The following is a 24915-nucleotide window of genomic DNA, read 5'->3' on the forward strand; positions in this document are numbered from 1 at the left end:
CACTGTTTTAATAACGTCAATAGATTTTGTCAAAGTTTTTTAATTGTTACCGGGTGAAGCCGAGTCTTTTGGCGGCTTCACTGAGCCCGTAGCGGTAATCGGGGTGAGCGATGGAGATTAAAGCCTCGGCCCGCTCCCGTACAGTTTTACCCTTGAGCCTGGCGACACCGTATTCGGTGGCGATATAATCCACGTCATTACGACTTATTGTTACTACAGCTCCTTTTTCCAGTTGGGGGACGATGTTGGATTGTTTTTTGTCGTTTACAGAACGCAGTGCCATAAAGAATTTGCCGTTCCGGGCCAGTGCCGTACCGCGGGCAAAGTCGACTTGCCCTCCGGTGCCGCAAAGTTGTTTGGGCCCGATGGGTTCTGCTGTACATTGTCCCAGTAGATCAACCTTGCTGGCACTGCTAACCGCCACCATATTTTCATTTTTGGCGATAATATAAGGATTGTTGGTGTAGGAGACAGGGCGCATTTCAATCATTGGATTGTCGTCCATGAAACTGTAAAGTTTTTTTGTTCCAAGGGCGGAGGTACATACAATTTTACCCGGGTGCAGCGTTTTATTCTGATTGGTAACTACCCCCATCTCAACTAACTTAACGACGGCATCGGTAAGGATTTCAGTATGAATTCCCAAGCCTTTTTTGCACTTTAGGGCGTAGGGGAGAGTTTGGGGGATAGTACCGATGCCCAGGGCAAGGGTGGACCCGTCATCAATGTAAGCGGCGATATTTTCAGCAATTTTGAGGTCGATTTCACTGGGCGGTTCAAGGGTTACTTCAGGTAAAGGAGAATTGTCTTCGACAATTAAGTCGGCCTGGCAGATATGGATGTGACCATTACCATGAATGCGCGGCATATTGGGGTTAACTGCCAGTATAACGGTCTGGGCTTTTTGGGCTGCGGCCATGGTGTAGTTTACGGAGACGCCGAAGCTAAAAAAACCGTGCTGGTCCATGGGAGATACCGTACCCATAAATACATTAACCGTTAAGTTTTCGGTGAAAAAGCGCGGGTACTCGTACAGGTATCCCATCATGATACCGGCCTGGCCGGTCTTCACGCCCGGCCGGGTAAGGGCACTGTTGAACCAGGAAACATGGCGAAAATGACGTTCCATGCCTTTTTTCATGTATTGAGGCGTAGTGAGCGGCAGCATTTGGTGAATACGCACATCACGCAGTTCGCTTTTGCGCTCTACCATGGCATCGAGAAGTACCGTGGGTTCTCCGGCTCCCATGGATAAGACTACATTATCCCCCGAGCAAATGCATCCTACGGCCTCTTGAGGGGTAACCAGCTTTTCCCGGTATAAATTCTGCAATCTTTCTTTATTGCCGAAAAATGGTCCGGTTTGAAGCCAAACCATCCAAACAACTCCTTTTTATTTTCTATTTATTTTCCTTTCATAATGACAAAAGTATTTATCATGTACTGAACGAATTAAGGAATGTGATATAACTCGCAATTAGCATAGTATACTTCTTTGGCAGAAGTCAATAAGATAATTTGGCAGATCAAAGTTTTATTTACAACGTAATCGTTATTAAACGGCAAAGACAGATAATTTTTTTAAAAGTAAAAATATGTTGACCCAATTAACTAAGTATGGTAGTATGCTGATGAAAGTGATATAGTTCACAAGCGTTGCCACTACAAAATTAGTAAGACTTTGGTTAATGCAGTTACCGATAACTTTGCTGGAGATGCATTAATGCATTTATAATTGTCACTACGTTATTTCGTTAACTTACCAATAATAATATATATATTGTCGGTTAAAGTGAAGTTATAAAGATAAAAAAATCCCCTCACTGCCGGCACCTTTGTTTGACATTCGTCCTGGTGTAGGGGCACTTCTGGGTGTCAACAAAGGGAAGGTCGTCACTGTTACCGACATTGTTGTGAGGGGTTATTATATCCTTTTGCTGTTAGCTTTTGGTAAGCGGTGAATAAAAAATATGCTCGCTTAGTCAGTACAAAGGAAAAGAAAGGAGGGATTTATAAAGTGACTGTAGCATCTCCCCTTAAAAGCAAACTGGAAAATATGCTGGAGAAGCCGTTTTTTGAGGCGGAAATGGCACGGGCAGAGATGATGAAAGCTCACCCGGGTAAGGCTAGCATGGTTCCCGTAGCTTTATTAGCGATTTACGGCACTGTTTTTACGGTCTCTTGCGGCTACTGGGCTGTAAAATATATTTTTTAAAAGATTTTATAGTTTATTTTTTATGGGGTGCTGTGCCGGCAGCACCCAAATTTTTTACTTGTTTTAAATTACGCCCAGTTCTGCAAGGTACGGTCTCGTGGTTGTAATAAAATTAGCCAGCTGTCTTGCTACATAACGAACATTACCTTTGTAATAAAGGTCACTGGGCATCATTAATTTTAACCGGTACTGGCCCATAGCTTCTACCTTCGGTGATTCCCTTACCAGTGTGATTCCCAGTTTTTTCTCAATGTTTTCTCTTCTTTTTAGCAGTGGTACGAAAACTTGTCTTTTGCAGCCATCCATCACCAGGTCCACTACCAGAAATTCCTGTCCTTTAAGCGGTCCCTTGCGCGGCTTTGTTTTACCAATACGATAGTAAACGGACTTGTTATTAGAAATTTGTATACATTTCCACGATTCAGTAATACCAAGTTTTTTACCGAGGGAAACGCAGGTTACTTTAATGCCCTCTTCCTGCAAGATTTTGGTAGCTCTATCTAAAACCTCCTCTAAAAAATCGTTGAAGGATTGTTCCAAGTTAATCCCTCCACCAAACTACAATAAGTGTCAGTTTTAAAACATATAGTTTAAAGATAGTTTTTTTTATGATATAATTTTGTCGGGTTGTGAAATCAGTAACTACGCTTAACTGCACTATATCATACATTCACTCAAAGTACTTGTTGCTTTCATTATTATTATATTATACCTTATCTTAAAAAGTCCAGTATGATCTACTCTTCACCAAAGCAATTTCTATGCCAGTCAATCAATTGGTCAAGTAATGAGGCATAAAGCATATTTTATCAGGGGTTGTGGAATGCATCCCTGGTTATTTTAACTTAATGAGGTGTATGATAACGAACATTTTTCGAAGCAAATAGTTTGATATTAGACAGGAGAGAAATATTTATGCACGGATTTTTTGCAAAGTTAGATACCCAGCGCATAAGTTCACAATTTTTAATAATGGTTATTTTTCTTTTGTTTATTCCGTTGTTGGTAATGCTTTATGACCTTTATTTTGCCAGTAGAAGTGAGGAAGCTATTTTAAAGGACTATGAAGAAAAATTACAATCCACCGTCGATTCCGTCATTATTCCCCAGATGAAGGATTACCTCGCTAATCGTCTGCCGGTAAAAAATATAAACAGCCTTCCAGTTAGCCTGAAAACCATATATCTTGAAAAAGCATTTAATAATACTGTTTCCCCCTCGATTCTTAGCAGCAATCCCGGGGTGAGATTGGGGCTTTATATTCCGGAAAATGAAAAAATTTTTATTAAGGGGTTTCTGCACCAATATAGAGACTTAACTTCTGAAGAGCAAAAAAAACGGGAAAAGAGGGTTTTGAACGAGGCCAAAATCGGTTTGACGGCCGTGGCTGCAAGTGGTAAACCTTTATCCAAATTAACCCGTAGTCTTGACGATGAAACTTACGAGTATCTAGCTCCCCTTTATTACGACGGTGAACTGGTAGCGGTTGTTTGGGCAGACAAGCGGCTGAATCCCATTTTGGCCCAGAGCCGGAATTTTCTCACCCTGATAAAGTATGTGGCAGTTTTCGGCTTGTTTTTGGGGACTTTAGGTTCTCTGTTTATTATCCGCAACCTGACTGGAAATGTGGAGATTATCAAATACGGACTCAAAAGCATGCAAAAGGATATTCACCAGCAAATCCCTGAAATGAATGGAGAAATTGGGGAAATTGCCAAAGCTATTAATCAGATGGCCCGGTCACTGGCTGAAAAGGAAAAATTAGAAGAGGAACTACGGCGTTCGGAACGTCTTGCTGCGCTGGGGCGTCTGGTTGCCGGTGTGGCCCATGAATTGCGCAATCCTATTGGAATAGTTAAAACCACCACCCAATTAATGGAACAGGAACTGCGTGATGAAGCTCCTTCTGTTCTTGAGTTTACAAAGGTAATTAAGGAACAGGTGGAACGTCAGAACCGGATTATCAAGGAACTTCTCGACTTTGGAAGACCAAATAAGCCCGTGATAGAAACGGTTTCAGTCAATTCTCTTATACAAAAAGTGTTAACATTTACTGCTGCAATGATTCGACAACATAAGATAACCTTGAAGTTATCCCTTATGGATGAACTCCCGACAGTTCGAGCAGATGGCGAACAAATAAAACAAGTTTTTGTAAATCTTATCCTTAATGCCGTTCAGGCCATGCCCGGGGGAGGAGAGCTCACCATCAGCACTTTTGTTGAGGGTGGTTATGTTTGTATAGCCTTTGCAGATAACGGCGAGGGGATTCCGCCCAGGGAGCTTAATAACATTTTCGATCCCTTTTACACTACTAAAGACACCGGTACAGGTTTGGGCCTGTCTATCAGCCACAGGATAGTTAGCTTAAACAATGGCAGCATAGATGTGAAAAGTAGTAGTGAAGGAACCACTTTTATTGTTAAATTACCAGTACCCGATGAGGAGCGGGGTGAATTAACTTGATTCCCACAATCCTAATTATCGATGATGAGGAACATATGTGCTGGGCCCTGGAACGGGCCATGCGCCAGGAAGGATACCAGACACGGGTGGCTTATAGAGGGCCGGAGGGGCTAAAAATTATTCAAGAGGAAGACCCGTCTTTGGTTATACTTGACCTGAAAATGCCCGAAATGGACGGGTTGGAGGTATTAAAGCATGCCCGGGAGATCAATCCCAGGCTTCCGGTTGTAATACTTACTGCTCACGGTACAATTGAAACCGCCATTGAAGCCATGAAAATGGGCGCAGTTGACTACATTACAAAGCCTTTTGACCTGGACGAATTGAAGCTGGTAATCAAACAAAATCTCGTAGTGTGCCAATTGGAGACTGAGGTATCTTTTCTCCGCTCACAATTGACCAAAGAATACAGTAATATGGTTGGTAAAAGCCAGGCTTTCCAGGAAGTTCTTCACTTAATCGAGCGGGTATCCCAGACAAATGCTAATGTTTTGATAACCGGAGAAAGCGGTACAGGCAAGGAAGTGGTGGCAGTGGCCATTCACCGGAACAGTCCCCGCAAAAACGGCCCTTTTGTGCCGGTTAATTGTGCTGCCCTGCCGGAACAACTCCTGGAGAGCGAACTTTTCGGCCATGAAAAAGGAGCTTTTACCGGTGCCTATTCCAGGAAAATAGGGCGTTTTGAATTGGCCGATAAAGGAACTATTTTCCTTGATGAAATCGGGGAATTACCCCTTAACATGCAGGCTAAGCTCTTAAGAGTGCTTCAGGAAAAGTCCTTTGAGCGGGTAGGGGGAACGAAAACCCTGATGGTGGACGTGCGGGTAATCGCCGCTACCAATCGCCAGCTGGAAAAGGCCATACGGGATGGTCAATTTCGCGAAGATCTTTATTACAGGTTGAATGTTATGCCCATAAACATACCCCCTTTACGGGAGCGACGTGAGGATATTCCCCTACTGGTAGATCATATTTTAAAAAAGCTCAAACCCACTTACGGTACGAAACGTATTTCGCCCGCAGTGCTTGAATTGTTTCAACGTTATGACTGGCCGGGAAACATTCGTGAGTTGCAAAATGTCATTGAACGTGCTGCCATAATAAGTCGAGGGAACGAAATATTGCCGGAACATCTCCCTGAAGAGATACGTGGCTCCCGGGCAAAATCCGACAAAGGATTAATTATTCATTTTCCTGATGAGGGAATTTCCTTAGAGGAGGTAGAAAAACAATTACTTATAAAAGCTTTGGAAAAAAGCAAAGGTAACCAGAGCAAAGCAGCGGAACTTCTGGGAATTACAAGATCCACATTTATTTACCGCTGTCAGAAGTATGGCATCCAAAAAAATAATAGTGGCAAATAAGGTATACAGATAAGTGTGGACATGTCTTGCATCTTGGTTTAGGATATTAAGAAAGAATATAAATTTTTGTGGGAAAGTTATTGGTTTATGTGAAGGAAAGGATTGGAAAATAACTTTTGGGGAGGGCAATAAGTTGGTTTTGGAAAAAATTCTGGTTCCCACCGACGGTTCTGATTATTCCATGCGCGCAGCCAAATTTGCCGCGGAACTGGTTAAGCTTAACCCTAAAGCCAAAGTAACGGTGTTCACTGTTAATTCTGTTCCCCGCAGGTTCGTGGAGAGACACCTGTATTGGGTGGCTGCCGACATGGGCAAACAGGCTGAGAACATTATGGATTTATTTGCCGAGGAGCGCGATCATATTTTGGAGAAAACGGCGGAGGTTTTTAAAGAGAAAGGTATTGAGGTTCATACGGATTACAGCGCCGGCAATCCTGCGGAGGAAATCTGTGAATATGCCCGCAAGCACGATATCGACCTTATTATAATGGGTACCCGGGGCAAGAGCGGATGGCAGGAGGTAGTAATGGGCAGTGTCAGTCATAAAGTACTGCATCTTTCCCGGTGCCCGGTGCTTCTGGTCAAGTAAAGGAGAAATCTTCCTAGCAATGATTTTTAGAAGGGAGCGGGCAAAATGGAAAGCAAAAGGAAATCTATTATATTTATCGGCTTAATAGCTTTTCTTGCCGGCATAATGTTTATGGGCGGCTGTTTGCTGGTTGGTGATTTAACCGGCAAACAGGTACCCGGTGTACCGGGTGGAAATGCCAGTGCCGAGCAAGTGAGGCCCGGTTTGGGGCCCGACTCAATAGCTAATGTAGTTGATTCTGCCGGCCCGGCGGTTGTTAAAATAAGCACTACCAAAATTAGCAGGGCCCCTGATCCATTTTTTGATGATCCCTTTTTCAGGTACTTTTTCGGTGACCAGCTTTTGCCCAGGACGCAAAAAGAAACAGGACTTGGTTCCGGTTTTATAATTTCCGAGGACGGCCTGGTTATTACTAATGAACATGTTATTTCCGGGGCTACGGATATCAAAGTTACCATAGGCGGCAAGGGAAAAGAATATCCAGCTAAGGTAGTGGGTGCCGATTATGACCTGGACTTGGCCGTGCTTAAAATACAAGGCGCCAAGAATCTGTCCTGCTTGAAAATGGGTGATTCCGATAAAGTTAAGGTAGGTAATTGGGTTATAGCCATTGGAAACCCCTTTGGGTTTGACCACACTGTTACAGTGGGGGTTATCAGTGCCAAGGGGCGCCCTGTAACGGTTGAAAACCGGCACTATAAAAACTTATTACAAACCGATGCTGCTATTAATCCTGGAAACAGTGGCGGTCCCTTGTTAAACTTGAAAGGTGAAGTGATAGGAATTAACACTGCCGTGGCACAGGCACAGGGCATTGGTTTTGCCATACCTGCCAATACCGTTAAGGAGGTATTGGACGAACTACTGACCCAGGGGAAGGTATCTCACCCGTGGCTGGGAATACAAATGAGCGATTTAAGTTCCGATTTAGCCCGCTATTTTGGGCTGCAAAGCACTGACGGCGTAGTAGTTGTCGGTGTAATTCCGGGAAGTCCGGCGGAAAAGGCCGGATTACAGCAGATGGATGTCATTTTGGAGTTGGACGGAAAGAACATTAAAAATTCCGAAGAAATGGCCAGGGCCATAAAAGATATGAAAATTGGCCAAAGGGCAAATTTACTGGTATATAGAAAGGGCCGCCTTATGAATATAAGTTTTACCGTTGGTGAAAAACCAGCACAATTAAGATAAACAAAGAAAGATAAAGAACCCAGGGTTTTTTATAAGGCCCTGGGTTCTTTATCAATAAGAAGGGCTTGCGGTATATACAGTTTTTATTTCCCGCGTGTGGCCCATTTCTGTATTTCCTTGCGCATAAGCTTTCCTGATGTAGTTTTCGGTAAGCTATCTACAAAGCGAATGTAACGGGGAATTTTGTATTTAGCCAGCTTATTTTGGCAATATTCCTGAAGTTCGGATATTTTCAATTTTTCGTTTTTCCGCAGCATTACAAAGGCCATGATTTCCTCGCCCATTACGGCATCAGGAACCCCCACCACAGCTGCGTCAAATACAGCCGGGTGGGTGGAAAGAACTTCTTCAACTTCCCGGGGATTTACATTTACTCCACCGCGAATGATTAGATCCTTTTTCCTGTCGACGATAAATAAATATCCGTCCTGGTCCATGTAAGCCAGGTCGCCGGTGTGAAACCAGCCGTCGCGCATGGCCCAACGGGTTTCATCTTTTCTGTTGAAGTATCCTGCCATTACATTGGGGCCCCGCACCACTATTTCTCCAACTTGTCCTAAAGGAACTTCCCGGCCCTCGTAATCAAAAATTTTTACTTCCACTCCGGGAATAGGCTTCCCTATGGAACCTACTTTTTTAGGACCGTCGATGGGGTTGGAGGTTACCAGCGGAGATGTTTCGGACAGACCGTAGCCCTCAGTAATTTCAATGCCGTATTTTTCAGCAAAGCCTTTGAATATTTCTTGAGATAGCGGGGACCCTCCGGAGTAGGCAATGCGTAAAGAACTGGTATCATACTTATCGGCATCGGGGTAGCCAACTAAAAAATGATACATTGTGGGAGGGCCGAAAAAGAAAGAAATTCTTTCTTTGTCAATGGAATCCAGTATGGGTTCAGGTCCTGCCCACCCGTCATGAATTACTATGGTTGAGCCGGAAACAATAGCGTTGTTCATAACACAGGTTTGAGCTGCCATATGATAGACCGGAGCTACCAAAAGGGCCCTGTCCTGCGGGGTCATTTTACACATCTGGGCAAAGGTAATTGCGTTGCTATAAAGATTATGGTGAGTAAGTACGGCTCCCCTGGGATGTCCGGCAGCGTCGGATGTATAAATAATTACAGCCGGTTCATCTCTACCATAGGAACTGGATGGAAAAGTAACTTTTTTATTTGATTTTAATTCATTATAAGAAACTGCTTCACCTGATGGGGATTCCCCGCGGGTGACAACAATACCCTTGGTGATTTTAACGTCTTGTTCTAACTGCCGGAAAACTGGAACCATATCACTGGTGGTGATTACTGCCGCGGGAAGGCAATCTTTAATTATGGTACCTATTTCATTTCTGGTAAATGCAGGGTTAATAGGAACCACAATACCCTTTAAGCGAAGTATTGCGTAGTAGGAAACAATAAATTCCGGACAGTTACTTAAAGCGATAAGTATCCGATCTTTTGGCTTTATACCCAGTTGCTGCAATCCGTTAGCCAGTTGATTAACCTCGGCTTTGAGCTGGCCGTAGGTTATCCTCTGCCGGTGGTAAATTATTGCCTCATGGGATGGATTTGCCCGACCGATTTCAGCAAGCCTTGACGGCAAATTCATAAAAGGGACCTCCTTATATCTGAACCGCAAAAAATGAGAGGAAATCGTTTATTAAGTAATTCTATCTACCAGATAGAAATCCTTCTTTGGTCTAAGGCAGGAAAACTTTTTACTAAAATCCCTGCCAGAATGCCCCCGATTTTAACCGGGGGATGAATGGCAGTTTGGTTTTCCTTTCCTAATGATATAATAGCAAAAAATAAAGTTAAGGGGGAGTAAATTTATGCAATTTGAGCAGGGGCCCATAAGACCTCCCAGTGAGGCTACCAGCCTTCTGATAAGGGCGACAAGAAACTGTCCCTGGAATAAATGTGGTTTTTGTAAAACCTATAAGGGTAAGAAATTCAGCCGCCGGTCGGTGGAGGAAATTAAAGAAGATGTATTGACAATTAAAAATATGTGCGAAGAAATAAAGGAATTATCCTGGCGTTGGGGAAGTGGGGGGCGTATAACTTCCAGGGTTATTGAACGGCTGCGTGAAAGCTACGGAAGCCAGTACTTGCACGTGGCTGTCTGGATGTATTACGGGGGAAAAACTGTATTTTTACAGGACGCCAATTCATTGATTATGAAGACAGGTGAATTGTTGGAAGTTTTAAAGGTTATTAAAGAAGTATTTCCCGGGGTGGAAAGGATAACCACTTATGCCCGGGCCAAAACCGCCCGGCGTAAAACTCTTGCTGAATTAAAGGAATTATACAGGGCAGGCCTTACCAGGATCCATATGGGGTTAGAATCCGGCAGTGATAAAGTGCTCCAGTTGATTAATAAGGGGGCAAATGCTGTGGACATGATAGAAGGAGGGAGGAAAGTCAAGGAGGCTGGTATTTCCCTTTGTTACTATGTAATCTTGGGATTGGGGGGGAAAGAATATTCCCGTGAACATGCCTTGGAAACTGCCCGGGTATTAAATGCCGTAAATCCCAACCATATTCGTTTTCGAACCCTTTCGGTGATACCGGGTACCCCGTTGGCTGAAAAGGTAAGTAACGGAATTTTTACGCCCCTTTCGGAAGATAGTATAGTTCAGGAGGAAAGATTATTAATTGAAAACCTGGAAGGTATCGATAGCATGGTAGTGAGTGATCACGTTTTGAATTTGCTGGAAGAAGTACGGGGAAAATTACCCCAGGAAAAGGATTACTTGCTGGGGGTAATAGACCGTTATCTACAGATGCCCGAGAGGGAGAGAGTGAACTTCCGGCTGGGCAGGCGGGCCGGTGTTTACCGTTTCTTAGATGATATGAATGACCGGTACAGATACGAGTATGTTGCCAGGGGAGTACGTTACCTGGAAAGGGAGGGCACCCTGGAGGAAACCATAAATTATTTAAAGCAGAGGTTCATATAGGTTGCGGTGGGTACTTGCAGAGTCAGGTATTCAGCAAAATTGGTATAAATCTTTTAGACAGGCGGGTGAATATATGAAAGATAAAAACCAACGCCATGAGGGGCCGAAAAAGATTCAGCTGGGAAGATTGCACATAGATCCTATATTTTTCCTGTTATTGCTGTTTTCTGTTTTTTCCGTATTTTTATTAGGCCTGTTTTTATGGCTGGCCAGTTAAAAGGGAAGATATTATTTCCACCGGGTGTATTACCTTTATTCCGGTGCCCCAAAGTCCTCGCTGCAATTGCAGTATGCACGCCGGGCAGTTGGTGACAATGTTTTTTGCGCCGGTCTTTTTTAAGGCAGTTGTTTTGGGTTGCAGGATGAGGGAACTGATACCGGGCTTCAGAAACATAAAAATCCCGCCGCCACCACAGCAGGTTGCTTCCATTTCCCAGGGGATAATTTCCACCCGGGGTAGTTTTTCCAGTAGATATTTCAGGGCTGCAGGGGATGAATGACAGGGCTGGTGATATGTCACCTGCCGGTAAGGCCCTTTGGCTGCATTAATTTTTATATCCCTTTCAGCCAAAAATTCTGTAATTTCCTTAACGGGGGTAGAACGATTTTGGGCCCCCGGCGAATTTTTTATAGCCAAAGCGCAGGAAGGGCAGGAAGTTATAATTATATCCGGATTCGTTTTCTGCAATACGGTATAGTTTTCCTCTTGCAGTTTTACTGCCTTTTTACTTCCCGCCGCCTCGTGAGGAAACCCGCAGCAAGTAAGGTTTTGCGGTACAATTACATTCCAGCCCAGGTGGGAAAGCACTGTTATGCAGGCTTTTGCTATCCCAGGAAATATGTGGGCGGCAACACAGCCGGGGTAGTATGTAATGGTGCCTTTGGAGGTCCCCCGGGAAGGGGTAAATTCAGGCAGGTCCTTTTGTACTACCGATATATTTTTTACCCAGGGTGGTAACATTCCTAAATTTATGGCCAGTTTTTTCAAGCCGCAATGTTCCGCCAGCTGAAATAAACGAGCTGCCTGTGTTCTTGCCGGTGCAGACGCCAGGAGATGGTCATAAAGCAAGTGCTGCCAGGGCCTTGACAGCAACTTCCTGGCCTCGCTAATTATATGGTGCACCGGAACACCTGATGGGCATTGGGCTGAACAGCGGCGGCACTGAAGGCACAGGGAAAAATAATGATTGGCCTCGCCGGGGCGGGCCAGTTCGCCAGAAAAAAGGAGGGATGCAATAAATACTTTCCCCCGAGGGGCGGCACCTTCTTCTCCGAGAACTTCGAAAACAGGACAGACGGAGCGGCATTGGCCGCAGCGAACGCACTTGTTAAGATAAGTTTTTAGTTGAGCGTCATTCATTACAAAAACTCTCCCTGTACATCTGACTATTGCAAAGGGAGCCAGCTTCGTTTATTTGACGGGTACAATTTGTAAAACTTATGGCCAAATTTTCCCCGGGTTCATTATGTTTCCGGGGTCCAGCGCTTTTTTAACTTTTTTCATGGCATCCAGGGCCTTCCCGTGTTCCAATTCTGCATAATCGGCGCGGACCAACCCAACGCCATGCTCCCCCGTGGTGGACCCCTTAAGCTTTACGGCCAAGCGGTGAATGGCATCCACAAGGGCGTCTGCCCGCTCAATTTCTTCCTGGGAATCAATATTAATGACGGGGGCGGTATGAATATTTCCGTCCCCTATATGCCCGAAGGTTATAACGGTTATGCCGAATTCCCTTCCCAGTTTGTGAATTTCCCGCAGGGCTTTCGCCACTTTATTTAAGGGAACGCTGATATCTTCCCCGGCAAAAATCCTGGTACCGTCCGGGCGGATGCGTGCCGCTGCCGCGGCAACCAGGCTCCGTCCTTGCCACAATTCGGCCATTCGCTTTGGGTGCGTGGACCATTCGGCATTTCCCCCCGCCTGCCTGACAATGCGGGTGATTTTTTCTCCTTCCCATTCCACCCCCGGCGGAGAGCCGTCAACTTCAAATAATAAAATGGCTTCTACTTCGGACAAATTGGTTTCCGGCCTGTACATGTTTACGGTCCGTATGGCCGGGCCATCTAAAATCTCCACTCCCGAAGGCATAATTCCCGCCCGGTAAACTTCTTCTACAACCGGGGGCGCGTCTTCAAGCCGCGGGAATGTGGCCATGACCAGGCCTCTTGCGGCCGGCTTGGGCCAGAGCTTTAAGCGGGCCCGGGTAATAACGCCGAGAGTTCCTTCCGAGCCCACAAAAAGCTTGGTGAGATTGAGCCCGGAAACATTTTTTACAGCCCGGGATTCTTTACCTCCCGTTATGATTATCTCTCCGTCCGGCAACACCACTTCCAGGCCCAGGACATAATTTTCGGTGGTGCCGTACTTTACCGCCCTAAGGCCACTGGAATTATTGGCAATCATGCCCCCCAGGGTGCACATCTGGCTGCTGCCCGGGTCCGGCGGAAAGAAAAGGCCGTAAGTGGATAAATGTTTATTAAAACGGGCATGTACCACTCCCGGCCGGACCAGGGACTGCATATTGGATGCGTCTACTTCATCCACCGTATTCCACGGTGAAAGGTCCAGCACCAGGCCGCCCCTGGTAGCCAGGCAGCCGCAGGTTTCTCCGGTGCCCGCCCCCCGGGGGATCACCGGTATTCCACGGCTGGATGCGTATTTCAATATTGCAGATACTTGTTCCGTTGACCTGGGGAAAAGCACTGCATCAGGAATAAATGAGCTCCTCCGGGCAAGAAAAGAACTGTCATAGGAGTAAAGGCGGCGGTCCAGTTCCCCCGTGCGCACCTGGCTCCGGTCCAGTATTTTTAAAAGGTCCTTTTCAAGGGAATTGGTAGCCAATTCAGGTCCTCGCTTGTCATTTATTTAATTAAATTATATCACGGGAAGCGTTGCCTGGCATTTGCCCGGCAACATTTTTTAATGGATTTTTAACTTGATCTTTGTACAGCCAATAAATATACTTCTTTATCGGCACCGTTATTTATTTCTTTTTCGGCTTGTTTTAGCTTTTCCAATTGTGCTTCGTTTAGTTCGGCTGCTTGCATGCCCTTTGTATCGATTTGGGTCATAAATCAAGACCTCCCGGTATAAAATTTAATTTTTTATATCTTCCCCCTGTAATTAAATTTTGATACATAATTAGATTTTTATTGACCAAAGGCATAGACTTATCTATAATCATAAATGAGAACGGTTATCTTTTTCAGGTTACTGATAATGATTATCATTAATTAAGAAGCAAATTTTTCAGGAGGTAGTCATGACGCTGGATAAGGCTAAAAAGGGACAGGTTATAAGAATTACATCCATAGAAAACCAAAATATTAAAGCCCAGGCCATTCGCCTGGGGATTAGCGAAGGAGAGGTTGTTACCTGCGGGGAAGTAATTCCTGCCGGCCCGGTGGTTATATGCAAGTGTAAGCAGGAGGTGGCCATTGGGCGTCAACTTGCCCGGAAAATAGGTGTAGAGCCGGTTACTTTCCCCTTGGAGACGTACCGGCTGTGATTTGTAAAAAATGAAGCGAGCGGAGTCGGTAAATAAACATTAAAGGAAACATGCGGTGGTGGACCGGTTATAACATAAATGCGACCCGGCCAAAGCAGCCGGGCCAATTTTTTGTTTTTACGCGGGAATTATTTTCCCAGTACAATGTCATCATTTTTAATTTTGCCTGTAGTGTGATAAGATAGTCAGTGTTTCTGTACCGTACTTTAAACATCTATCAGGTGGGAATTATGGGAGCTGCCAGGACATTGTCAATCATTCCGTTTTTCCTGCTCATTTTAGCTTTTAACAATATTGCCCTGGCCGCACCTCCTTATTTGGAGGGAAGGGCCGGGCTTGTAATGGATGCTAAAAACGGCCAGGTTTTATACCAGAAAAACGGTGATTTAAGATTATATCCCGCCAGTACAACCAAGATTTTAACAGGCATCATCGCCCTGGAAAGAGCGGAGCCGGATGACGTGGTTACTGTTTCCAAAAATGCAGTGGGTGTGGACGGTACGGCTATAGGTTTGCAGGCCGGCGAAAAAATAAAAATGGAAAGCCTTTTGCATGCCCTTTTGTTAAATTCTGCCAATGATGCCGCAGTGGCCGTGGCGGAGCACGTGGGAGGATCGGTTGCAAATTTTGCCCGGCTAATGAACGAAAAAGCCGAAGAGCTGGGGGCTGCAAATTCAAATTTCGTTAACCCCCATGGCTTACCCGACCCGCGACATAAAACCACTGCCCGGGATTTGGCCATTATTGCCCGTTACGCCATGGAAAATGAGCGGTTCAGAGAAATTGTAGCTACTGTAAATAAAAAAATTGAGCGGGGTGTTCCGGAGGAAAAAAAACCTCAAACCTGGCTGTATAACCACAATAAGCTTCTCTGGAAATATGAGGGCGCCGTTGGCATAAAGACCGGTTATACCAACGCGGCCAAGTACTGTATAGTCGGTGCTGCCAGGCGAGGTGACAGGGAACTTATAGCCGTGGTTTTAGGTAGCCCTACACAAAATGCCCTGTATTCCGATGTAATGTCCCTTTTGGATTACGGGTTTGAACAATTTAAGCCGAAATTAGTGGTTGAGGAGGGTAAAATAATTACCCGGCTTAAGGTACCCCACGGTACAAAGGGAGTACTGGTGGAAGCGCGGGATTCTTTTACATTTAATCTTCCAGTAGAGGCTTATGACGAAGCGGAGCAAAAAATTGAACTAAGGGTTGAGCCCCTTTCCGGTTTGGAGGCGCCTGTAAAAAAGGGGGATGTAGTGGGTAAGCTGGTAGTGAAATACAGGGGCAAACAAGTGGGTCAGGTTGACCTGCTGGCACTGGAAGACGTCCCCCGAAAGTTTACCCATTCCTGGTGGTTTTGGCCGCTGGTGGCAGCAGTTATCCTTTTAGCTTTTCGTAGTTGGATAAGTATTCGCCGGCGGAGAAGAAGATTCGTGTTTGCCAAAAGGCGCCGGTGGTAGGGCTGACGGCGTTATCCCAGCCTTCGTTTCGCGGGGTTAGCGGAATGCGTCATAAAATCCTGCTTCAATCATGGGATGCTCAACGTTTAAACTTTTTTTCACCGGGTACAAGAATTTCCATCAGGCTTGCGAAAGGGCCAATAAACGGAAAGGCAATTGCACTGCTTATAATGTTAAAGAGGGTATGAGCGTTTGCTATTTGTCGGGGCAAGCTGTCGGCCGTCATAGTAACCAGGGATGCGAAGGCAGGCAGTAAAGGAAGGAATATCACCACCCCGGCCACATTAAGCACCACGTGAGCCAGGGCCACCCTTTTCCCTGCCGCTGAACTGCTTAGGCTGGCCAGTACCGCCGTAAAACAGGTGCCTATATTATTACCCATTACTATTGCTATGGCAGTGGTCAGGGGTAGTAATTTTTGACCCGATAACAACATTACAATTCCCGTTGCGGCGGCGCTGCTATGAAGTAACGCCGATGCTATTGTACCTGCTGCCACGGCGAGAACGGGACTACTACTTAAAGAACATAGAAAATCTAAAAACCAGCGGGCGTGCTGCAGGGGGGTAAAGGAGAGGGACATCAGTTTTAATCCTGTAAAAATAATTCCAAAGCCAGTTAATGCCCGGCCCATATTTATGATGGTGGCATTTTTGCCGAACAGAAGAATAATTAACCCGAGGAATCCGGTAAATATGGCAAAGCGGGTTAGATTAAAAGAAATAATTTGTACCGTGGCACAGGTGCCCACGTTTGCACCGAGTAATATGCCGATGGCCTGGGTAAGTTTCATTACCCCGGCGTTTACCAATCCCACTGACAATACCGATGTGGCCGTACTGCTTTGGACAAGCATAGTGGAAATCAGCCCTGTGAGACATGCTTTCAGCGGGGTGCCTGCAAGTCTCTCAAGCGTCCTTTGTAACTTATCCCGGGCCGCATTTTCCAGGCCTTCTTTCATTAAATTCATACCAAAGAGTAACATCCAAAGTCCAGCAGCACCTAAAAGAATTAGCAAAGAACGGATCACCTGTCCCCTTCGAGCTTGTTAAACAATTCACATTGACATGGTGCTTTTTGTTATTTATACTACCAATAAAGACTTATGCCCGGTGGTGTTTAAAATGAAAAAAATTATTGGTGATGTGGAAGAAAAGTTGCGGGCCAAGGAATACAAGCTTACTCCCAAAAGGGAACATATATTGCGCGTATTATTGGAACATAAGGATGAACATTTAAGTGCGGAAGAGGTTTATAATTTGGTTAAAGAAAGGGTACCGGATGTCGGGCTGGCAACTGTTTACCGTACCCTGGAGCTTTTTTCGAATTTTGATATAATCCACAGCATGGATTTCGGGGATGGCCGCAAGCGTTTTGAATTTGGCTCTGCCTCGGAAGGACACCGTCACCATCACCTTATTTGCACTCAGTGCGGTAAAATCATAGAAGTTGCCGAAGATTTATTGGAGGAATTAGAAGATAGGGTCAGTAAAAAATATAAGTTTGAAATTTTTGACCATGAACTCAAAATTTTTGGAAGATGTGAGGAATGTATAAAAGATAAAAAGAATGATGATTGATTTTTGTTATCACCCTTTTGAAAGCCCGCCCATATAATAGCTTAAATAAAGGTGTTAAGGCGGGTGTTTTGTTTTGGCAAGGGGACCCAGTGTAGGCCTGGCCCTGGGAGGGGGTTTTCTCCGGGGCGTGGCCCATGTAGGGGTACTGAAGGTGCTGGTAGAGGAAGGAATCCCCATACATGTTGTAGCCGGGAGTAGTGCCGGCAGCCTGGTGGCAGCACTTTTTGCAGCCGGACTTACTCCTGCTCAGATGAAGGAAAAGGCCCTTGCTTTAAAGCCATCCGACCTTTTCGATGGTACCGGGGCCGTGCTAAGACTGCTCTTATTGGCCGGCAAGAAAATAGCTGGTATGTTGAATATTCCTTTTCCTTTTAGAGAACCCATGGGGTTAATGAAGGGTAAAAGGCTGGAGCGCACGGTGGAGCGGCTGGTAGGGAAACAATTGAAATTTTATGAGCTGAAAAATACCTGCCTGGTTGTAACCGCCGTAGATGTGACGAATGGTGCCATGGTTTTATTTATGCCCAGAAAATATGAAATGCGTTACGTTGCCAAGACCACAACCATTATTCCCCCCGAGGATATGGTGGTAATGCATAATGTGACGGTGGCGGCAGCTGTGCGGGCCAGCAGTTCCGTACCCGGCCTTTATGATCCCAAGTTAATTGGGGGCCGTCTTTTAGTGGACGGGGGAGTGCGTGAAAATATCCCGGCAGAGATTCTAAAAAAATTGGGGTTGGACGTTGTGCTGGCAGTGGATGTAGGGTATGATGGCCAGAGTTCTTATAAAGTAAATTCCATAATTCAGGTATTGTCCCAGAGCCTGGATATACTGGGTTCGGAAAGTATATTAATGAAGTTGGAGAGGTATGCCGATGTTGTCATCAGGCCGGAAATAAGGAATATGTCTGCATGGGATTTTGATAGGATGGAGTACTGTATTAAGCAGGGAGAGATAAAAGCCCGGGAAATGCTTCCTGAAATACGGAGAGCTATAGGCCATAATTAGGCCGTCAATTGAAGCCGGTGGGACCTTTAATCGTAATAAAATTGCGGGATTAAGGGAAAGCCTGAATCATCCCCCGTGCACGCTTTTGACATGCGGGGCCGGGCGGGGTATAATTACCGTGTTGCACGCCGTATGTGCCGCAGAATGGACGGCGTGTTATTATTTTTATATTATAAAGGGGGTTCGGTAATGACTTTTAAACCAGGGGGTATGGCTACCGGCATAGGCAGTATGCCGTTTATCAAGCCTGAGGATGCACTTCCTCTCATATTTGAGAACTTATCCCGGGCACCTCACTGGCCGCAGCTTCCCAGGCGGGGAGGAGCCGAGGGTTTTGTATACCAGTTTTTAAGTCCGCTGGAGGAAATGGGTTTGCTGGTTCAAGAAGGGGATAAGGTATATTTTAATACCCTGGATGATGGCTGGGCCGACAGTATGACGGAGTTTTACAGTACATATTTGGCGGCCGAGGAGGGAGACCCGGGCGCTTTGGCCCGGTTTGCATTCCCACCCAGTTCGGCAGTGGGATATTATGCATTTGTTAATGAGTTGAAAGAAAAAGGTACAGGCCCGGCACGATATCTCAAAGGACACGAGGCAGGCCCCCTTACCATAGGTTTTCAATTAAAGGATGCGCAGGGGCGGCTGGCTTACTATGAGCCCCAATTGAGGGATATTATTGTCAAAACACTGGCCATGCACGCCCGCTGGCAGACCAAAACCCTGGCTGAGTTCGGCCTGCCGGTTATATTTTTCGTGGACGAGCCCGGTATCAGCGTGTACGGTAAAAGTACCCATATAACCATTACCCGGGAAATGATTATAGAAGATTTGAACACCATTGCCGCTGCGGTGCATGCCGCCGGAGGCATTCCGGGGGTGCATTCCTGCGATGCCATTGACTGGTCCTTACTTTATGAATCAAAAATGGAAATTGTAAATTTAGACGTATATAATTTCGGTAATTCTTTAATACCCACCGCCAGAGAATTAAAGCAATTTCTGGAGCGGGGCGGGGTCATGGCCTGGGGCATGGCGCCTACTACGGAAAAATCCTTTGAAGAAACCGCCGATTCATTGCTGGCCCGCCTCGATGAATTGTGGCATGAACTGGAGCAGCGGGGTATAAACAGGGAACTTTTAAAACAGCAGAGCCTCATAACCCCGGCGTGCGGCACCGGGCTGTTGGAGCCGGAACTGGCGAAGCGGATTTACAGGCTAACCAGAGAAATATCAGAAAAATTGATGGGCCATGGTTGTTGATTTCCACTTGCACACCAGCCGCTGCGGCCACGCCCGGGGAACAACGGAAGAATACATCCGGGCCGCCAGGGCACGGGGTTTAAAAGTAATCGGCTTTGCCGATCACATACCCATGTACTGGTTGCCTGAAAAACAAAGAGATCCGCAACTGGCCATGGGCCTTGATGAGTTAACTGGTTATATTGAGGAAATTCGTTTTTTTCAGAAAAAGTATCCGGATATGACCATCCGCTTGGGGATTGAGGCCGACTATATACCGGGACATGAGGAAAAATTAAAAGAATTGATTTCCCGCTATCCCTTTGATTACGTTCTGGGTTCCGTTCATTATGTAGACGGGTGGGGATTTGATAACCCGGCTTATATATCAAGGTACCAGGAGTGGGACATCGATGAACTTTACCGCCGTTATTTCAAGCTGCTGCAGCGGGCGGCCCTGTCCGGGTTATTCGACGTTATCGCCCACCCGGACCTGATAAAGAAATTTGGTTATCGCCCCAAAAATGATTTATTGCCCCTTTACCAGGAGACCGCGAAAATTTTCAAAGATGCGGGAATATATGTGGAAATCAATACTGCCGGCCTCAGAGCGCCCGCAGGCGAAATTTATCCCCACCCCGACTTTCTCAAGGAGTGCTTGAGGCAGGGGCTGAAGTTCACCCTGGGTTCCGACGCTCACGCCCCGGAGCAGGTGGGGGAAGGGTTAGAGCAGGCCCGGTTAATGGTGGGTTCCGGTCAAATTGTGCAGTTTTAGAAAAAGAGGTTACTAAATGGTTTTAAAATTGCCATTTCGGCCAATAAAGGCCGGGTGTACCAGAAAAGTACATCCGGCCTTTATTTTGTTTTGTTTTCATTCCAGTTATTTTTTTGCAATGGATAAAGGAGGATTTTAAAAATCACCATAGAATACTAAGTGGTACAAAGTGGGGTAATGTGGTGTAAAAGGGAATAACAGTGGGGTGCCGGTGATGTTTCTTGGAGAGCACCATCATACCATAGATGCCAAGGGAAGGATTATCATCCCGTCCCGCTTCCGCGAGGGCCTGGGCGAAAAGTTTGTTCTTACCAAGGGCTTGGACACTTGCCTGTTTGCCTATCCTTTACAGGAATGGTCAATTTTGGAGCAAAAAATGCGATCCCTTCCCATGACCAGGTCTGATGCCCGGGCCTTCGTCAGGTTTTTCTTTTCCGGTGCCTCCGAGTGTGAGACAGATAAACAAGGCAGGATACTCATTCCTGCCAATTTGAGGGAGTATGCCGGCTTGAAAAAGGAAGTTGTGGTAATTGGCGTTTCCTCCCGGGTGGAAATATGGGCCAGGGACCGCTGGGAGGCCTACAGCGCCGAATCTGCTTCATCGGTGGAGGAAATTGCGGAAAAAATGGAAGACCTGGATTTGGGAATATAAAAGAATGGCAGTGTGGTAAAATGCTTTGCCGGTTAAACTAAGGAAGAAAATAATCGCGGGAGGATTTTTGTTTGGAAAGTGATTTTTTATCCCCGAAATCAGGAGCAGAAAATTCAGACAATTTAATGCAATTTTTACATATACCAGTTATGCTGGAAGAAGTGATGGACGGCTTGAAACTTCGTCCCGGCGGGATTTATGTGGATTGTACCGCCGGCGGAGGGGGACATAGTGAGGAAATACTTAAACGGACTTCTCCGGACGGAAAACTTTTGGCCCTGGACAGGGACCCCGATGCCCTGGAGGCGGTATTCCGGCGGCTGAGCAGCTACGGGGACAGGTTTTGGCTGGAAAGGGCCAATTTTATCCATTTGCCCCGGGTGCTTGACCGGCTGGGCATAGACCGGGTGGACGGAATATTGTTTGATTTGGGGGTAAGCTCCTATCAATTGGATAATCCCCGGAGGGGATTTTCCTACCTTCAGGACGCACCCCTGGATATGCGCATGGACCCGGATCAGCCGGAAACCGCGGCCCGTTTGGTGCAGAAGGCGTCAAAAGAAGAGCTCGCTGAAATTATCAAAAAGTACGGTGAGGAAAAGTGGGCCTCCCGCATAGCGGATTTTATAGTGAGGGCGAGGCGGAACCGGCCTATCGAAACCACGGGACAATTGGTGGAGATTATTAAGGCTGCGATTCCCGCCGGTGCCCGGCGAAAAGGCCCTCACCCGGCAAAGCGAACATTTCAGGCACTACGAATTGCAGTAAACAGGGAGTTGGAGGTTTTGGAAGATGCCCTGCGGGGGGCAGTGGAAGTTTTGTGTCCCGGCGGGCGCATTTGCGTTATAAGTTTCCATTCATTGGAGGATAGGGTGGTAAAGGATACCTTTCGGGAGCTGTCCAGCCCCTGCGCGTGCCCGCCCGATTTTCCCCAGTGTGTTTGCGGCCGGAAACCTGTTCTAAAGCTGATAACCCGGCGCCCCTTGACACCTGCAAAAAAAGAATTGGAAACAAACCCGCGCTCCCGCAGCGCCAAACTGCGGGTTGCTGAGAAATTACAAACAGGGTAACTTCTAAAATGCCAGGCAGGTGAATAAGCTTTGATAGTAGCTAGGGAGCAAGCCCATCATGATTACGGAATTTACCGGAAAGGAAAACAAAAAAGGCAAGTCCCCAGGCGAGGCCGGCACCTTTCAAGGCATCACCGCCTGTTATTTACAGGTATGGTAGCGCTGGCTTTTTTTACCGGGGTGGTCATAAGTTTTTACTATGCACAGGTATTTGTCACCAGTTACCGGATTTACAACCTGCAGAATCAGCTGATCGAATTGCAAAAGGAAACTGATGACCTGTATGGCGAAATTGCCAGGCTTACATCCCTGGAAAGGATAGAAAAAGTAGCCACAAGCAAGTTAGGTATGGTGAAACCCGGTGATACTGATGTGATAAAGGTTACAGCCAGCAAGGATGCAAATAATTCCGCTGCTGTGCGGAATAGCCTGGAACGACAAGCCAGGCCTTCGGGAAATGAAAGCGGACAGGGAGTCAAGAAAAATTGGATTATAGAGGCGTTTGCTGACCTGGTGGAACAAGTAAAGGGCGGGGTTCCCTTACGCTAGCGTTCAAACCGTGGGAGGTTAGGCATGCGCGGGATAAATATAGTAATTCGCAAAAGGCTGACCTTGATATTTTTTTTGGCCGGCCTGGTTTTTATTATGCTGGCCGGACGCCTGGCCTGGATTCAATTTGTACAGGGTGAAGAGCTAAAAAATAAGGCCGATGAAGTCCGTATGCGAGATATCCCGGTGGAAGCCCGCCGCGGCTCTATTTTGGACCGCAACGGTAATGAACTGGTTGTCAGTATCAGTGTAGATTCTATTTATGCCATTCCCAAACACGTGGAAAGTCCCCGGAAAGTTGCCAGAGAATTAAGTGCTATACTGGATATGGATGAGAATAAATTATATAAGAAGTTAACTAAAAACACTTCCTTTGTATGGATTAAGCGTAAGGTTGATTTTGATGTTTCCCAAAAGGTTAAAAACTTAAAGATAAAAGGAATCAAAACCGTCGAGGAGAACAAGCGCTTTTACCCGAACGGAACCTTCGCCTCCCATGTGCTGGGATTTGCGGGGATTGATAACCAGGGGCTGCTGGGATTGGAAAAAAGTTATGACGAATGGCTGCGCGGGAAACCCGGGCGGATAGTGGTGGAACACGATGCCATGGGACGGGAAATACCCGAGGCCCTGCATGATTACATGGATCCCTTGCCCGGGCATAATTTGGTTCTTACCCTGGATGAAACCATACAATATTTCGTGGAGCGGGAACTGGATAAAGCGGTTTCCACCTATGACCCCAAGCTGGCGGTGGCAATAGTAATGGATCCCAGGTCCGGGGAAATACTGGCCATGGGAAGCCGTCCCACCTTTGATCCCAACAACTGGACCGAGGCCCCGAAAGAAGTTTGGGATCGTAACCCGGCTATATGGTATAACTACGAGCCGGGTTCAACATTTAAAATTATTACAGCAGCAGCAGCGCTGGAAGTGGGGGCCGTGCGGCCGGAAGATGAATTTTTTGATCCCGGCTATATAAAGGTGGCTGACCGTACCATTCGTTGTTGGAAAGCCGGCGGCCACGGCAGCCAAACCTTTGAAGAAGTTGTGCAAAATTCTTGCAACCCGGGATTTGTCGAAGTGGGGCTGAATCTCGGCAAGGATCGCTTTTATAAATATATTAAAGCTTTCGGCTTCGGTGAGCCAACGGGTATAGACCTGCCCGGAGAGGCCCGGGGAATAATTATTCCGGAAAAGCAGGCTACCAGTTTAAATATTGCCACCATGGCCATCGGCCAATCCATCGCCGTTACCCCCATTCAGTTAATTACTGCGGTTTCGGCGGCGGCAAACGGGGGCAAATTAATAAAGCCTTACCTGGTAAAGGAAATTACCGGTGCAGACGGAAAAATGGTCAAAAGATTTGAGCCTGAGATAGAGCGCCAGGTTATTTCTGAAAAGACATCCCGGGAGTTAAAACAACTGCTGGAAAAAGTAGTATCAAAAGGCACCGGAAGAAACGCCTTTGTGGAAGGCTACCGGGTGGCCGGTAAAACCGGGACGGCCCAGGTGGTGGGAAAAGGGGGATACGTAAAGGGGAAATATGTAGCTTCTTTTGCAGGGTTTGCCCCTGCCAATGACCCGCAGGTAGCCATATTGGTTATGATTGCCGAGCCAAAGGGAGGTATGTATTACGGTGGATTGGTTGCAGCACCGGTATTCCAGGCCATAGCCAGGGATACCCTCAGATACCTGCGTATACCTGAGACTCCCGGGCTGGAAAAACCAAGAGAGCCTTGGGAGGTGGAACAGCCCAAGGTTGAGGTCGAGGTTCCCAATGTTATAAATTATCCCGTAGAAGAAGCAGAAAGGGTGTTAAAGTCTGCCGGGTTAAAGGTTCAGACTTCCGGTGAAGGCAATATTGTTTACGGCCAGACTCCCCGGGCTGGGGCCAGGGTAAAAAGCGGAACTACCGTAATTCTGGAGCTCCAGCAGGCATTCCACACCGATAGTGCTAAGAAAGTCACCGTTCCTGATTTAACCGGGCTTACAATAAAGGAAGCAGCAAATCTATTGGAAGACCTGGGTTTGTACCTGGTTCCAACGGGCACCGGGCTGGCTGCGAGTCAAAGTGTCAAGCCCGGGGCAAAAGTAGTTAAGGGAACCAGGGTAAAAGTTGAATTCCGGCCGCCGGAGTTCCGCCCCAATAAACCCCGGGTGCCGGAGGATAATGATACTCATTTGGAGAATCCTTATTCCCATTAGATTTCTTTATGCAGGCCGGTGGTTATTTAGCCGGCCTGCTAAAGTGTTTAAAGAGTGCTTTTAGTTTAAAATGGATAA

24 protein-coding genes are annotated in these 24915 nt (G+C 46.4%); 17 read left to right on the plus strand and 7 right to left on the minus strand.

The annotated features are described in order from the left end of the window. Window positions 1-46: 46 nt before the first annotated feature. Window positions 47-1378 (minus strand): acetyl-CoA hydrolase/transferase family protein, encoded by a 1332-nt coding sequence (locus ACX4JR_RS05310; RefSeq protein ID WP_476059984.1) that lies wholly within the window; start codon window positions 1376-1378, stop codon window positions 47-49. Between the two features lie 639 nt (window positions 1379-2017). Here ACX4JR_RS05310 and ACX4JR_RS05315 point away from each other — a divergent pair. Then, complete coding sequence (locus tag ACX4JR_RS05315) at window positions 2018-2215, plus strand: hypothetical protein (protein WP_476059985.1); 198 nt, start codon at window positions 2018-2020, stop codon at window positions 2213-2215. Window positions 2216-2278: 63 nt separating this feature from the next. Here the strand turns inward: ACX4JR_RS05315 and ACX4JR_RS05320 are convergent, their stop codons facing one another. Further along, complete coding sequence (locus ACX4JR_RS05320; protein WP_476059986.1) at window positions 2279-2755, minus strand: hypothetical protein; 477 nt, start codon at window positions 2753-2755, stop codon at window positions 2279-2281. 375 nt (window positions 2756-3130) lie between these two features. On the opposite strand from ACX4JR_RS05320, the gene ACX4JR_RS05325 reads away from it, so the two are divergent. The 4 genes from ACX4JR_RS05325 (at window position 3131) to ACX4JR_RS05340 (ending at window position 7825) form a co-directional block, all read left to right on the plus strand. Then, complete coding sequence (locus ACX4JR_RS05325; RefSeq protein WP_476059987.1) at window positions 3131-4681, plus strand: ATP-binding protein; 1551 nt, start codon at window positions 3131-3133, stop codon at window positions 4679-4681. Then, window positions 4678-6045, plus strand: a complete 1368-nt coding sequence (locus ACX4JR_RS05330) for a sigma-54-dependent transcriptional regulator (RefSeq protein ID WP_476059988.1) — start codon at window positions 4678-4680, stop codon at window positions 6043-6045. Before ACX4JR_RS05325 ends, ACX4JR_RS05330 begins: the two co-directional genes overlap by 4 nt. Before the next feature lie 133 nt (window positions 6046-6178). Then, on the plus strand, window positions 6179-6634 hold the full coding sequence (locus ACX4JR_RS05335) for a universal stress protein (protein WP_476059989.1): 456 nt from the start codon (window positions 6179-6181) through the stop codon (window positions 6632-6634). A gap of 45 nt (window positions 6635-6679) precedes the next feature. Further along, the gene (locus tag ACX4JR_RS05340; RefSeq protein WP_476059990.1) at window positions 6680-7825 is read left to right on the plus strand and encodes a trypsin-like peptidase domain-containing protein; all 1146 of its coding nucleotides are present in this window, start codon (window positions 6680-6682) and stop codon (window positions 7823-7825) included. Window positions 7826-7908: 83 nt separating this feature from the next. On the opposite strand, the gene ACX4JR_RS05345 is transcribed toward ACX4JR_RS05340, so the two are convergent. Next, window positions 7909-9435: a class I adenylate-forming enzyme family protein gene (locus tag ACX4JR_RS05345; protein ID WP_476059991.1), complete on the minus strand. Its 1527-nt coding sequence runs from the start codon at window positions 9433-9435 to the stop codon at window positions 7909-7911. A 223-nt stretch (window positions 9436-9658) separates the two neighbouring features. On the opposite strand from ACX4JR_RS05345, the gene ACX4JR_RS05350 reads away from it, so the two are divergent. Both ACX4JR_RS05350 and ACX4JR_RS05355 read left to right on the plus strand, forming a co-directional pair. After that, window positions 9659-10786, plus strand: a complete 1128-nt coding sequence (locus tag ACX4JR_RS05350; RefSeq protein WP_476059992.1) for a radical SAM protein — start codon at window positions 9659-9661, stop codon at window positions 10784-10786. A gap of 1 nt (window position 10787) precedes the next feature. Continuing rightward, a complete protein-coding gene (locus ACX4JR_RS05355) occupies window positions 10788-11003 on the plus strand; it encodes a hypothetical protein (RefSeq protein ID WP_476059993.1) in 216 nt (71 codons plus the stop codon). Here ACX4JR_RS05355 and ACX4JR_RS05360 read toward each other — a convergent pair. From ACX4JR_RS05360 to ACX4JR_RS05370, 3 genes are all read right to left on the minus strand, one after another. Continuing rightward, window positions 10986-12146, minus strand: coding sequence for a (Fe-S)-binding protein (locus ACX4JR_RS05360; protein ID WP_476059994.1), 1161 nt, complete (start codon window positions 12144-12146; stop codon window positions 10986-10988). The genes ACX4JR_RS05355 and ACX4JR_RS05360 overlap by 18 nt on opposite strands. Window positions 12147-12224: 78 nt before the next feature. After that, window positions 12225-13628: an FAD-binding oxidoreductase gene (locus ACX4JR_RS05365; RefSeq protein ID WP_476059995.1), complete on the minus strand. Its 1404-nt coding sequence runs from the start codon at window positions 13626-13628 to the stop codon at window positions 12225-12227. An 89-nt stretch (window positions 13629-13717) separates the two neighbouring features. Continuing rightward, a complete protein-coding gene (locus tag ACX4JR_RS05370; RefSeq protein ID WP_476059996.1) occupies window positions 13718-13858 on the minus strand; it encodes a hypothetical protein in 141 nt (46 codons plus the stop codon). Between the two features lie 191 nt (window positions 13859-14049). Here ACX4JR_RS05370 and ACX4JR_RS05375 point away from each other — a divergent pair, with 191 nt between their 5' ends. Both ACX4JR_RS05375 and ACX4JR_RS05380 read left to right on the plus strand, forming a co-directional pair. Further along, a complete protein-coding gene (locus tag ACX4JR_RS05375) occupies window positions 14050-14295 on the plus strand; it encodes a ferrous iron transport protein A (protein WP_476059997.1) in 246 nt (81 codons plus the stop codon). Between the two features lie 248 nt (window positions 14296-14543). Then, window positions 14544-15752, plus strand: a complete 1209-nt coding sequence (locus tag ACX4JR_RS05380; protein ID WP_476059998.1) for a D-alanyl-D-alanine carboxypeptidase family protein — start codon at window positions 14544-14546, stop codon at window positions 15750-15752. Between the two features lie 79 nt (window positions 15753-15831). Here the strand turns inward: ACX4JR_RS05380 and ACX4JR_RS05385 are convergent, their stop codons facing one another. Then, complete coding sequence (locus tag ACX4JR_RS05385; RefSeq protein WP_476059999.1) at window positions 15832-16782, minus strand: Na/Pi cotransporter family protein; 951 nt, start codon at window positions 16780-16782, stop codon at window positions 15832-15834. 94 nt (window positions 16783-16876) lie between these two features. Here ACX4JR_RS05385 and ACX4JR_RS05390 point away from each other — a divergent pair, with 94 nt between their 5' ends. The 8 genes from ACX4JR_RS05390 to ACX4JR_RS05425 all read left to right on the plus strand — a co-directional run bounded on the left by ACX4JR_RS05390 (window position 16877) and on the right by ACX4JR_RS05425 (window position 24837). After that, window positions 16877-17332: a Fur family transcriptional regulator gene (locus tag ACX4JR_RS05390; protein WP_476060000.1), complete on the plus strand. Its 456-nt coding sequence runs from the start codon at window positions 16877-16879 to the stop codon at window positions 17330-17332. Window positions 17333-17405: 73 nt separating this feature from the next. After that, window positions 17406-18341: a patatin-like phospholipase family protein gene (locus tag ACX4JR_RS05395; protein ID WP_476060001.1), complete on the plus strand. Its 936-nt coding sequence runs from the start codon at window positions 17406-17408 to the stop codon at window positions 18339-18341. A 189-nt stretch (window positions 18342-18530) separates the two neighbouring features. Next, the gene (locus ACX4JR_RS05400) at window positions 18531-19604 is read left to right on the plus strand and encodes a uroporphyrinogen decarboxylase/cobalamine-independent methonine synthase family protein (protein ID WP_476060002.1); all 1074 of its coding nucleotides are present in this window, start codon (window positions 18531-18533) and stop codon (window positions 19602-19604) included. Next, window positions 19594-20358 carry a histidinol-phosphatase HisJ family protein gene (locus ACX4JR_RS05405; RefSeq protein WP_476060003.1) on the plus strand — a complete coding sequence of 255 codons (765 nt, stop codon included), beginning with the start codon at window positions 19594-19596 and terminating at the stop codon, window positions 20356-20358. Before ACX4JR_RS05400 ends, ACX4JR_RS05405 begins: the two co-directional genes overlap by 11 nt. 214 nt (window positions 20359-20572) lie before the next feature. After that, window positions 20573-21010: a division/cell wall cluster transcriptional repressor MraZ gene (gene mraZ / locus ACX4JR_RS05410; RefSeq protein WP_476060004.1), complete on the plus strand. Its 438-nt coding sequence runs from the start codon at window positions 20573-20575 to the stop codon at window positions 21008-21010. 125 nt (window positions 21011-21135) lie between these two features. After that, window positions 21136-22080 carry a 16S rRNA (cytosine(1402)-N(4))-methyltransferase RsmH gene (gene rsmH, locus ACX4JR_RS05415; protein ID WP_476060005.1) on the plus strand — a complete coding sequence of 315 codons (945 nt, stop codon included), beginning with the start codon at window positions 21136-21138 and terminating at the stop codon, window positions 22078-22080. A gap of 30 nt (window positions 22081-22110) precedes the next feature. Beyond that, complete coding sequence (locus tag ACX4JR_RS05420; protein WP_476060006.1) at window positions 22111-22629, plus strand: septum formation initiator family protein; 519 nt, start codon at window positions 22111-22113, stop codon at window positions 22627-22629. A gap of 24 nt (window positions 22630-22653) precedes the next feature. Further along, the gene (locus ACX4JR_RS05425; RefSeq protein ID WP_476060007.1) at window positions 22654-24837 is read left to right on the plus strand and encodes a stage V sporulation protein D; all 2184 of its coding nucleotides are present in this window, start codon (window positions 22654-22656) and stop codon (window positions 24835-24837) included. Window positions 24838-24915: the final 78 nt, after the last annotated feature.

The organism is Desulfofundulus sp. JL263-se, from assembly GCF_056316025.1.